We start from the raw sequence: 12,134 nt of genomic DNA, 5'->3' as shown, positions 1-12,134 counted from the left end.
GGAGATGAAGCGACAAAAACCCACCGCTCAACTTTAGTAGCGGTGGGTACTTCATCTGAGCGGAACGGGTAGCAAAAAAGAAATCTAGGTTTTAAGCCATAATCTCTTTTCTCAACCAACCACTTTTGACTGCATTCGCCAACTTTGCAGCATTGCTCTTAAAGAGTGACTGCGTTGTTCCCAAACTAGCACCAAGGGAAGTAAAGCTAATAATCGCAATCCGCTAGTTAGGGCAAACAAACCAGGTAAACCGCCAAAAATTGGTTGTTCGGCTAGAAAACCGCCGACTGTTGCCCCGAAAGCGCCACAGATTCCGGCGACGGCAGAAGCGATCGCAAAATAAGTAGCTTGATTGTGACGAGGTGCTATACTCATTTGGATATTATTGCTGCATAGATCGATCGCCGCCCAAACTCCACCACTGAATAAATGTAAAAGTGGCAATCCCACCCACAGACAAAGCGGATTATAACCAGTTCCCAACCAAAGTAAAGGTATTAACGCCGCTACAACTCCCAGCAAAATTAACAGAGGGCGATTGCCAATTTTGTCTGCTAGTCTTCCCCAGAAAACTAACATGAGTAAATTCGCTCCAGCAGACAAGCTGTTATACACCGTTACCCAAGTAACATTGATATTTAAGTTGTCCAACAGGTAAAGATTGAAAAAGGGATTGCTGATATTAATAGCAAAAGCCCAAAAACCGAAATAAAGTAAGAATCTGAAAAAATTATGGGAAATTAAAGATTGAAAATTGCTAATCAAAGATTGGTTATCTTTCTCTTCTAATGACTCAGCCACCGTGATTAATTCTACTTTTGGGTTAACATCAGCCATAAACTTTTGACAGATTAAGCTGATCGAGCCACAAATCACAGCCAAAAAGATTAGTAAACTATAGCCTTGTAGCATTCCTCCCGGCCAAGCTGATATTATTATACTGATTAATGGGACACCAATTAGTGTCACAAAACTAGCAGCACTATTGCGAATCCCAAAATATCTACCTCGCAATTTTTCGGGAACTAACTTCGCCATCCAGCTTAACCAAGAAGCAGATCCAAATGCGCCTAATAAATTACTGGCAAAAACGATTACCAGTGTCAATTGAACCAAATTGTAATTAATAGTATTGTTTACCTTGGGGAAGGCAATAGCGATCGCTAAAATTAACCACAGCGATCGGGAAATCCCAAACACCCAGAAACCATACCGTTGACGACTAGTAGTGAATCCAGAAAGATATGCTCCCAAAGGTTGTAGTAAATTTACCACCATCGGAACTGAAGACAACATCCCAATTTGTGTTGGAGTAGCACCCAATTGTAGCAGCAAATTACTCAACAAAACTCCACCAGTAATGCTCGAAAAGATTGCAGCAAAAATCCCATCGCAGGTAGATGCTTTTAAACTTGTCCGAATTTCTTCTTTAGTAAACTTAGCCGGAGTCGTTGGTGTTATTACCATTTCTGGTACCATCTGACTCTCGGTAATTACTTCGCTCTCTACCGGACTCAATAAATTGGAATTGGCAACCACTTATTTCCTCATGCTTGTTAAATAAAATCCTGTAGAATTGGCTCTCAGGTTGGTAATAACTGAACAATAAACATCAAGCTGCTCAGCTGACAGCACGCTACAGGAATAAGAATTGTTTAAACTTGCGAGATTTAAATCTCATCTTTAGATAGTTGTCTATCACCTTAAGCAGTTTTTTGGTCAAAGCATAATTACCCAAATAGGTTTCTAATTTAGAGTATTCCCTTCTGACTTCAATATATTAACTCGCTCTATCAATTTTTTTATTACTCGTTATCTACTTAACCACAAAGGTGAGCCATTGACCGGAAACAATATTAACCACTTTTACCAGATTAGGCAACCCACAATAGCTCTATTTTTGACATACTCTCAGGAAAAAACTTAAGTATGAAGCAGAGTTTTTCCAGCTATAAACAATCAGCCTCACCTACTTAAAAGTAGATGAGGTGAAATTGATTACTAGTTAAAAGCTCAGGTGTAGTGGTTATTTAGGGGAGAAAAACTTTAGACGCACTGACGATTGTACGCAGCTTCAACTGCTGCTTGCGTCGTTACATCCATAAATCGCAAAGAGAGAGTTTTACCTAAAGCAGAGGCTTGTTTCAAGCCTGCAATTAAGCAAGAAATTCCCTCAGCTTCCACAAAATCTACCCATAAAAGATCTATAACTACAGTATCAGTAGTTAGCTCTAGAGCTTGTTCGAGAGCCTTAGTGAAAGTTGGACTACTCACACTATCAAGACAACCATTAGGTCTGAGAACAACAGTACGAGGGCGTTTTTCTTCCCAGCTGTTGCCTGAGTGAGAGAAGTTGGGGATCAAGTCCATGAGAGGTTGCATGGGAATCTCCAATGAGTACGCAGAACGAATCAAAGGTAAAATTTATGCCTCGTAAAAAAACAGCTTATTATTCCTTCTACTATACAGCGTGAACTAAAATAACTTTTATGGGTTGCTTTTTAATCACAATAGACCTGTGTTTTGAATCACAATGATGGGCATTTAGAGTTAGCAAAGGTACACTCAATTGATATAGAGAGCGATCGCTGGTATGAGGGATAAAAGTGCTGACCTAATATGTTTGCCAGCTTGTGATCCGATCGCAGCCCAACGCAAACAAGCCTACCAACCTAAAACGGAACTTTCAGTTGCATCTTTTAGTAGAGAGCTTGTATCTAACGTCTGTACAGATAACCGCATAAATTTCTCTGTCTCCTACCCTAACCCAACTGTCTGAGCGCCAGAACGATAGCCGCATACCATCAAAGCTGAGTTTTAGGTATTTGTAACCAGGAGAATGTTTTGCTTTTTCCAATTTATTCGCGATCGTAACCTGATTGCAAAGTAGCCGGAGTGAGAAATATAGCCCCTTTGCGATCGCCTTCCGTAACAATAGCGATCGCCGCAACCGATGGGGCATTCCTGAAATCATCTTGATTTACATAATTATTATGTGGTATCGTTTCAATTAAGACAAATTTAAAATTACATCTATCTAAGGGGTTAATTTTTTAACCTTAGTAAGAAATTCTTTATCGTTTTTGATAGTGCATCTACCCTAATAATGAATATCATGAGCAATATCAGGGTAATTATTCTATCTATATCAACCTCAACAGAGAGTAATGAATAATAATTTTTGTGATGCTTTCATCTCCTACGGTCGAGCCGATAGTAAAGCTTTTGCGACAAAACTGCATTCTCGATTGGTAGAACAAGAGTTAAAAGTCTGGTTTGACCAAAATGATATCCCGCTGGGTGTAGACTTTCAAAATCAAATTGATGATGGTATTGAAAAGGCGCATAACTTTCTATACATCATCGCCCCCCATTCAGTCAACTCCCCCTATTGTGGCAAAGAAATCGAACTCGCCCTCAAGCGCCACAAGCGGATTATCCCCTTGCTGCACGTCGAAAAGATTAGTCGTGACACCTGGCAGGAGCGCTACCCTCAAGGAACAGATGCCGACTGGGAAGCTTATCAAGCTAAGGGACTACATTCGAGTTTTACCAATATGCACCCAGAAATTGGCAAAATTAACTGGGTCTATTTCCGTGAAGGCATTGATGATTTTGATAAGTCACTGGTAGGACTGCTAAGTATTTTAGCAAGGCACAAAGATTATGTAGAAAAACATAGCTTCTTTTTAGCCAAAGCCTTAGACTGGGAGAGAAATCAGAAACAGTCGCGTTACTTGCTAGTAGGGGAAGAACGCCAGCAGGCAGAAGAATGGTTAAAAGTCCGCTTCAAGGGAGAACAAGCGCCCTGCACCCCCACCGACTTACATTGCGAGTACATCACCGAAAGTATTAAGAACGGTCAAAACCTGATGACTCAGGTGTTCCTCGCCTACGCCCACCAAGATAAAGAGGTGATGGAGAAAATTCGCAACAGTTTAAGGCGTGAGAGCATTACAGTCTGGACAAATACCACCGACATCCAAACCGGAGAAGCTTATGATAAAGCCATTCGGCGCGGCATTGAACAAGCTGATAATGTTGTCTATCTGCTATCACCAGAGGCATTAAAGTCAGAATTTTCTGTGCAGGAACTCAACTATGCTCTTTCCCTCAACAAGCGGATCATCCCAGTGTTGGTAAAAGAAACTCCACCAGAAGAGCTCCCAGATACCTTACGTTATTTACAGTATATTAACCTAACGGACAATGTAAAAGAAAACGATTACAAACTTGATGAAAGCCAACTATTGAAGATTCTGCATCAGGATGAAGCTTACTACAACGAGTATAAAATTCTGTTGACGAAAGCGCTGAAGTGGAAGCAGCAAAATGATAACCAAAGTATACTCCTGAGAGGATATAACTTACGCAGTGCGGAAGCATGGTTAAAGATAGCAAACAAGAGAGCGCTACATCCGCCGATACCATTAATAGAAGAATTTATTACCGAAAGTCAGCGGCAACCACCTGTAACCTCGTTAGATGTGTTTGTTTCCTACTCCCGCTCTGACTCGGAGTTTGCCCGCAGGCTGAATGATGCGTTGCAGATGCAAGGGAAAACCACTTGGTTTGACCAGGAAAGCATTGCTTCGGGTACAGACTTTCAGCAGGAAATTTATCGGGGGATTGAAATTTCCGACAACTTTTTATTCATTGTCTCACCTCGATCGATAAATTCCCCCTACTGTGCGGATGAAGTGGAATATGCTGCCAAGCTGAACAAACGGTTTGTGACAGTACTTTACCAACCAGTGAACCCAGCCCAGTTGCATCCAGAATTAGCCAAAATTCAGTGGATCGACTTTAGTCAGAAGACTGCTGATGCCGCTACATTTGGCGAACTGATCAGAACCCTGGATACCGATCGCGAGCACGTCCGCAGTCACACCAAATGGTCGCAGCGGGCAATGGAGTGGGAGGAAAAAGGCAAAAATGACGACTTGCTACTGCGAGGGAGTGAATTTGTCATTGCCCAAAATTGGTTGCAAACTGCATTAGAAGAAAACAAACAACCTCCACCTACCGCCTTACAGCAAACATATATAGAGGAAAGTCAAAAAGCGATCCTCGCTGCCGAGGAAGCTGAAAAGCGGCGACAAGCTGAACTGCTGCGCTTACAGCAAGAAAAGACCAAAGAAGCCGAAGCCAGACTGATAGAAGAGAAAAAAAGCGCCAGACGGCAAAAAATGTTCCTTGGCGCGGTGAGTGTAGGTTTTGTCATTGCTACCATCTTGGGAGTAGTGTCTTTCTTTCTGTTTAATGAAGCCACCAAAAAAGAGCGTGAGGCAAAGATAGCCACAGCTGATGCCTTGGCGGACAATTCGGATGCCCTGTTTGCTGCCAATAAAAAATTAGATGCCCTGGTAGAAGCACTCAAGGCAAAGCGAGTACTACAACAAATTTCCGGGGCAAGTCCTGAACTGAAACAAGATGTTGAGGGCGTACTTCAGCAAGCAGTTTTTGCGGGGAGACAAAAAAACCTCCTTTCTGGACATAAAGCAGCAGTGCTGGCTGTTGCCGTCAGCCCCGATGGGAAAACGATCGCTTCTGGTGGTGAAGATAATACGATAAATCTCTGGAGTCAGGATGGCAAACTCCTGAAAAGTCTCACAGACCATAAAGGTTCAGTCAATCACCTAGCTTTTAGCCCTGATGGGAAACTGATTGCTTCAGCGAGTGTAGACAACACGATCAAACTGTGGCAGCCAGATGGCACTTTACTGAAAACCTTAGCAGGACACGCTAAATCGGTGGAAGCTGTCGCTTTCAGCCCTGACGGTAAGCTGATTGCTTCCGCTAGTAATGATGGAACAGTGAAACTGTGGAATTCAGATGGTGTTCTACTCAAAACCTTGACAGGACACACCGATCAGGTAAAAGCTGTCGCTTTCAGCCCAGATAGTAAAGTGATTGCGTCAGGCAGTAACGATCGAACAGTGAAACTGTGGAGCACAGATGGTACTTTACTCAAAACCTTGACTGGACACACGAATGAATTGAACGCGATCGCTTTGAGTCCCAATGGTCAGCTGATTGCTTCCGCTAGTGATGACAACACCATTAAACTGTGGAAAACAGATGGCACGTTGCTGAAAACCTTCACTGGAAACCGCGACTCAGTAACGGCAGTGGCTTTCAGTCCAGATAGTCAAACGATTGTCTCTGGTAGTGGCGATCGAACTATCAAACTGTGGAACCTGAATGGCGATGTGTTGTTAACTTTGCTCGGACATGGCGATCGAGTCAGAGATGTAGTGTTTAGTCCAGATGGGAATACAATTATTTCCGCCAGCGAAGACAACACGCTGAGACTCTGGAGACGTGACACACCCTTCTTGAAGATCCTCTATGGGCATCAAAAAGCCGTAACCGCAGTTGCTTACAGTCCTGACAAGGACAAGAAAAACCAGTTAATTGCTTCTGCCAGTTACGACAATACTGTAAAACTGTGGTCGCCAGATGGGAGATTGCAAGCGACCATTGAGCAAACTGACAAAGTTAATGATGTATCGTTTAGCCCGGATGGTCAAATGATTGTCACAGGGGGTCGAGACAGGAAAATCACCCTCTGGAATCGCAATGGCATTCGGGTACAAAAACCTTTCATTGACAATGACAAGGTAAATCGGGTGTTATTTAGCCCAGATGGTAAAGAGATTGCCTCAGCAAGCGACGACGGTACTGTTAAACTTTGGCGGCGAGATGGTCAAGGGGTAAAAGTCCTCAAAGGACATACCGATAGAGTGAAAAGTGTTGCCTTTAGCCCAGATGGTAAACTGATTGTTACCGGAAGTGCGGATAATACTATCAAGCTCTGGAATCGGGACGGTGTGTTGCTCTCAAGTATGACCGCCCATAAAGGTACGATTAACTATCTGTCGTTTAGTCCTGATGGGAAACAGATTGTCTCAGGTAGTGTAGACAACTTGATTAAACGCTGGAAACTCGATGGGATTAAACTAATCTTTGTGGACTCTCAGAAACGCGATGAGTCAGTAAATGCTGTGACTTTTAGCCCTGATGGTAAGATGATAGCCTCAGCAAGTGCCGATCAAACTATCTTGCTCCAGACTCTAGATGGCAGCAGACCACCAATTCCTTTTTACGTTCATAACGATGGGGTTAACGATCTCGCTTTCAGTGCAGATAATCAAACCTTCGCCTCAGCTAGCAGCGATCAAACGGTGATAGTGTGGAATTTAGATACAATTCAACAGTCAGATAAGCTAGAGGTTGAGGCGTGTAATTTGCTGGGTGATTATCTACGGACGAGTCCAGATTTAGACGATAAAACTCGCCAGATATGCAATAACATTAGTTCCACTAAATAAGTGATTGAATTGATTATCTGTAAACGCTGCCAGCCAATTATATCCAAATAATTGGCTGGCAGGGAAAAAATATTAGCACAGGGGAAATTTAAAACTCATGGCAAAGAAAAACGACTATCGTCAATACCTGAAACAGACTTTGGGTGGACTGATAGACCAACTGGACTTATCAGAGTTGCGAAAAGACTTTCTCAAGCAGCGCTGGCTTGACCAAGTATTGTGGTTGGAGGGAAGAGCCACGAAAAACCGCGATCGCCATTACGCCCTCAGATTGACTACTATCATTGGTGGGGTAATTATTCCAGCTTTAGTTGGTTTAGGGAAAGGTGATGAGCGCTGGCAAATATATTTGGGTTGGACGGCTTTTGGTGTCAGTCAAGCCGTAGCGATATCCGCTGCATTAGAAGAATTTTTTGGTTATGGTGAGAACTACCGCACCTACCGTAACACTGCCGAAAGCTTAAAAATTGAGGGTTGGGAGTACTTTCAACTAACTGGAAATTATCGTGACTATGAAGACCATACTGATGCTTACAGTACCTTTGCTGAGCGCGTCGAGCAGTATATTAAGCAAGATGTAGAAGGCTTTATAACTAACTTAGAGCAAAGGCAAAAAGATAGCAAAAAGAAAACCGAAGAAGAAGCCGAACAGAATGCCGAAAGAGCCAGGGAATTTCTCAACAAGCAGTTAGAGCTACAGGCGCAGTATGAAGCACAACGTCAACAGATAGAGGCAGAGAAGCGCCGGATCGAAGAAGAAAGGCAGCGGTTGGAACAACAGCAGTTGGAACAACAGCAAGCAGCTCAAGCTCAGAACGCACAGGAGGAAAACCCAGCAGACCAAGTTGTGGAAGTTACAGCAGAAAAGCTACCTGACGCCAATAATTTGCTGATGGATTTCCATGACGGTCAAGAAGATCACGACAGCACGACTGTCAAAGCTGAAACAGTAGAGTACCTCAGCGCTAACGAGATTCTAACTAAGGTGACGAACAATCCCATACGTGCGCTCAATAATTCAAATCAGCCACCGTCAGGTACGACATCAACCACAACGACAACGACAATTAGTACAACAACTACAACAACCAGTACCCCAGCAAACAAAGTAGACCCAGCTAAGGTAGCCGCTGTTTTAAGCGTAGTACCAAAAGAATTAAAGCCTTATGCAGAAAAGTCCGTTCCCCTAATTCTTAAGGAATGTGCGGAGTGTGGAGTTACCGATCCCGGACAAATCGCTTATGTTTTTGCGACATCGGAACATGAGTCGCATTTAGGGCAGTGGATGGTTGAGTTCGCCAGCGGCAAGGCTTACGAAGGACGCAGAGATTTAGGAAACACCCAGCCTGGAGACGGTGTAAGGTTTAAGGGTCGCGGATTCTGTCAAGTCACTGGCAGAGTTAACTACAAGATGTGGTCTCAGAAATTGGGCATTGACTTGGTGAGCAGTCCAGAAAAAGCCGCAGACATGGAGATCGCTGCCAGAATCATGGTCATGGGAATGCGAGATGGCACATTCACTGGGAAGAAGCTATCTCATTACATCTCAGGCAGCACCCGCGACTTTCGCAATGCACGCCGCATTATCAACGCTCTAGACAGAGCTGATAAAATTGCTGGACACGCACAGAGATATTACAGTGCATTAGCATAAGGAAACAAAATTTATGATTCGTAACAACAAAAAGTACTCGATCGAAGTAAACAAAATTGGGCAAGATATTTCGATCAGCATCTCCCTAGAAATGGAACTTAGTCCCGATCTAGCTGAGTTGGTATTGCGTGACCTAAGTACCGATATCAAAGACTTCAATGAAGCGCGTATCCTGGCTGAAATTGTCCGCGATCCCATCATCATCTATAGCCTCTGCCAACAGATAGAAGAAGTTAAAAATCAAGAGGTGCGATATCCAGAATTGCGATCGGACATGAGGCATCAAGATAATAGAAGAGAGGCACCAGACTGGAACTTAGAGCTTGACAGCACAAGCTAACAACATTTCACCTAATTGATAGAGTTGCAAGAGGAACGCAAAAATGACTAATACTGTAACTATTCTGGACAAGTATACCGAATTGTGGCAAAACTGCAAAATCCAGTCCAATCTTATCCCCGACCTAGAGAAAATTGCTGAGAAGCTGTGTTACGATCGCGGCTTTTACGAAAAAATTGAGTGCTACTATCCCAACATACCCTGGTACTGGGTAGGCATCTTGCACGCATTGACGCACTTCGAGGGTTCTAGCCAATTCTTAGAGCAAGTCACCCGCAAGCTGAGTGCGATTCAAGCTGACCAAATATCAGCCAATTCCGCCGCTCGCTTACTCGCCTTCGATAAATTCAACGACTTCAAGGGCAAAGATGACCAGGGAATTACGCCCTTTGTTTGGTCTGGAACTAATCAGACCAAGACTTATGATACCGATCCAGGTTGTGCGGCAATTCTGTACTTTCTAGAAGCACTCGGACTCAAGGACGATCAGACAGAACAGGGTGATTTTAGTCTGACGGTAGCTTCAGACACAGTGTTTAAGAACTGCTCGTTTCCCTCCACCAAGCTGTTAGCAAACGAAAAAATCAGTGTCAAAGCTGGGACGCAGTTGCAGATCACTCAGATAGCGCTTGCAGACTCTCACCACGTCCGAGTCACGCTGAAATCTCCATTCCAGGATAAGCAAGTTTGGTTTATCTATGGTGAGCACGTCCAAATTCAAGGCTCTAAACTCGCAGCTGCCCCAACCAAGCCCAAGACTCTGGTCGAGAAAATCATTGCTTATTGCCAGAAGAAGGGTTACAGAATTGACAGAGAACCTGGACACAAGAATATTGTCTACATTGAAGGCATGAACCCAGACGGAACGCTCAATAACAATGCCCTCAATGTCTGGAACGACCTTCGCACCGTTATTGAGTTCAAAGATGGCAAGCCTGTAATGATCGGCTGTTGGGAAGCGACGACTAACCCCGGTAAGTACTATGTAAAGAATCCCATGAACCCCAAAGGTGCGGCAATTATCGCATTTGGGCAATACACTTCATGGCGCGTCGGAATGCACGGACACGCTAGCCGCCATGAGGCTCTGGTGCAATGCAATCCGGTTACTGTCCATCGTGATACAAATCGTAATGGTTCCCGTGACGCTGGTGAACCGATAGACTCAGGTGTATTCGCCATTAACCAACATTGGGGAGGTGACAACCCTCATTCAGACATCGGAAAATGGAGTGCAGGCTGTCAGGTAGGTAGGACGAAACAGGGACATCGGGAGTTTATGGCGATCGTTAAGTCAGACCCCCGCTATCTAGCCGATCGCAATTTCGTCTTCACTGCCACCATCATTGACGGCAAAGACCTCTTAGCACACTTCCCAGCTAGCTGAGGTTGAGACTTGAGCGGCGCTATTAAACCTTACCTAAAATCTGGGTGTTTTTCGATTATTTTTAGGTAAGGAGTTCTGAGTTTTTGTTAATAATGATTAACGAGAAACCTCGTTCTGGCTATACGTTACCAGTTTTTGCTGCTGCCAGTGCGATCGCTGCTTTGCAATGGTTAAAACAACGCCAAGCGATCGCATCTGTAATGGTAGATTTAATTAATCCTGCCGAAACTGTGGAAATTGCGATCGAACAAGTCAGCGGCATTGGTGAAACAACAGCCTTAGCCATTACTCGCAGCGATCCTGGCGATAATCTCGATCTCACACGCAATACGCCTATTTGGGCAATGGTAGAGTTAAGCAGAGGAGCAGGGGAGATGGGGGGATGGGGGGATGGGGGGATGGGGGGAATCCCAAATCTACATAAACAACTCTCCCCACCTCCCTATCTCCCCACCTCCCTACCTCCCCACCCCCCCAGTCAAGAGTCCCCCATAACTTTGAAAGGTGGCGAAGGAATTGGGAGAATAGTTGAGACTGAGGGAAAGGCGGCGATTTATGCTTATGCAAGGCAGCTTTTACAGGGGAATTTGGCGCGGTTGCTGACTCCAGAGGAGAGAATTACTGTTACGATTATTTTGCCAGAGGGAAGACAATTAGCCCTTCGCACATCAAACGCGGCTTTCGGAGTCGTCGAAGGACTCTCCCTACTTGGCACCAGCGGCATTTCTCAACCCCTGAGTGCCTCCGGTCAACTAGACATCTCCCTCGAAGAACTCAAAGAAAAAATTAAACAACTCAATAACTCACCTGCGATCGTTTTCTGCATTGGGGAAAATGGTTTAAACTTTGCTTTGAAGCTGGGCATTTCACCAGAAAGATTGGTAAAAACTGCCAATTGGTTAGGGCCTATGCTGGTAGAAGCCGGAACACAAGGGTTGAGGGAAATTTTGCTGTTTGGTTATCACGGTAAACTGATCAAGTTAGCGGGGGGAATTTTTCACACTCACCATCACCTCGCTGATGGGAGGCAAGAGATTTTTACGGCGCATTGTGCCAAAGTAGGTTTACCGACTCCGGTGTTACAGCGGGTTTTTGCCCAGTCAACTGCTGATGCAGCTTTAAATTATCTGCGGGCTTTGGACGCGGAAAATGGTAGTAATTGGGTAGAACAGGTTTATGACTCCATTGCTCAAGCAATTGACGATCGCTCCCAAACTTATATCTATAATCAGATTCAACAGCAAGTGAGTGTGGGTTCGGTTTTGTTCGATCGCCAACGCCAAATAATCGTTAAAAGTAAAATTGGTACTAAGCTACTCAATCAGATGTGTTAAATTGGTGAGAATACCTATAAGATATTAGGTAAGATGTAATTCTCTGACATCAAGCTTGTAAAATCTATATACGTTTTTAGGAATT

At 44.1% G+C, this 12,134-nt stretch carries 8 protein-coding genes; 6 read left to right on the top strand and 2 right to left on the bottom strand.

Annotated elements, in window-relative coordinates; translation table 11 throughout:
* Positions 1 to 111: 111 nt before the first annotated feature.
* Positions 112 to 1,539, bottom strand: a complete 1,428-nt coding sequence (locus tag ACE1CI_RS24600; protein WP_413266444.1) for an MFS transporter — start codon at positions 1,537 to 1,539, stop codon at positions 112 to 114.
* Positions 1,540 to 2,046: 507 nt separating this feature from the next.
* Positions 2,047 to 2,382, bottom strand: a complete 336-nt coding sequence (locus ACE1CI_RS24595) for an STAS domain-containing protein (protein ID WP_413266445.1) — start codon at positions 2,380 to 2,382, stop codon at positions 2,047 to 2,049.
* A gap of 497 nt (positions 2,383 to 2,879) precedes the next feature.
* Between ACE1CI_RS24595 and ACE1CI_RS24590 the strand changes: the two genes are divergently transcribed.
* The 6 genes from ACE1CI_RS24590 (at position 2,880) to cbiD (ending at position 12,049) form a co-directional block, all read left to right on the top strand.
* Positions 2,880 to 3,014 (top strand): hypothetical protein, encoded by a 135-nt coding sequence (locus tag ACE1CI_RS24590; RefSeq protein ID WP_413266446.1) that lies wholly within the window; start codon positions 2,880 to 2,882, stop codon positions 3,012 to 3,014.
* A 153-nt stretch (positions 3,015 to 3,167) separates the two neighbouring features.
* A complete protein-coding gene (locus ACE1CI_RS24585) occupies positions 3,168 to 7,334 on the top strand; it encodes a TIR domain-containing protein (RefSeq protein ID WP_413266447.1) in 4,167 nt (1,388 codons plus the stop codon).
* 97 nt (positions 7,335 to 7,431) lie between these two features.
* The gene (locus ACE1CI_RS24580) at positions 7,432 to 8,988 is read left to right on the top strand and encodes a DUF4231 domain-containing protein (protein WP_413266448.1); all 1,557 of its coding nucleotides are present in this window, start codon (positions 7,432 to 7,434) and stop codon (positions 8,986 to 8,988) included.
* Between the two features lie 13 nt (positions 8,989 to 9,001).
* A complete protein-coding gene (locus ACE1CI_RS24575; RefSeq protein ID WP_413266449.1) occupies positions 9,002 to 9,328 on the top strand; it encodes a hypothetical protein in 327 nt (108 codons plus the stop codon).
* A 229-nt stretch (positions 9,329 to 9,557) separates the two neighbouring features.
* Positions 9,558 to 10,715 carry a hypothetical protein gene (locus ACE1CI_RS24570; protein WP_496615781.1) on the top strand — a complete coding sequence of 386 codons (1,158 nt, stop codon included), beginning with the start codon at positions 9,558 to 9,560 and terminating at the stop codon, positions 10,713 to 10,715.
* Between the two features lie 92 nt (positions 10,716 to 10,807).
* Positions 10,808 to 12,049, top strand: coding sequence for a cobalt-precorrin-5B (C(1))-methyltransferase CbiD (gene cbiD, locus ACE1CI_RS24565; protein ID WP_413266451.1), 1,242 nt, complete (start codon positions 10,808 to 10,810; stop codon positions 12,047 to 12,049).
* The last annotated feature ends 85 nt before the right edge of the window (positions 12,050 to 12,134 follow it).

The organism is Floridaenema flaviceps BLCC-F50, assembly GCF_041929275.2.
GTDB lineage: Bacteria > Cyanobacteriota > Cyanobacteriia > Cyanobacteriales > Aerosakkonemataceae > Floridanema > Floridanema flaviceps.
Note: the sequence above shows the minus strand (reverse complement) of the source record. Positions and strands in the feature narration are given on the sequence as shown.

Coding starts and splice junctions, on each gene's coding strand:
- ACE1CI_RS24585 (WP_413266447.1), top strand. CDS start 3,168: ATGAATAATAATTTTTGTGATGCTTTCATCTCCTACGGTCGAGCCGAT.
- ACE1CI_RS24580 (WP_413266448.1), top strand. CDS start 7,432: ATGGCAAAGAAAAACGACTATCGTCAATACCTGAAACAGACTTTGGGT.
- ACE1CI_RS24575 (WP_413266449.1), top strand. CDS start 9,002: ATGATTCGTAACAACAAAAAGTACTCGATCGAAGTAAACAAAATTGGG.
- ACE1CI_RS24595 (WP_413266445.1), bottom strand. CDS start 2,382: ATGCAACCTCTCATGGACTTGATCCCCAACTTCTCTCACTCAGGCAAC.
- cbiD (WP_413266451.1), top strand. CDS start 10,808: ATGATTAACGAGAAACCTCGTTCTGGCTATACGTTACCAGTTTTTGCT.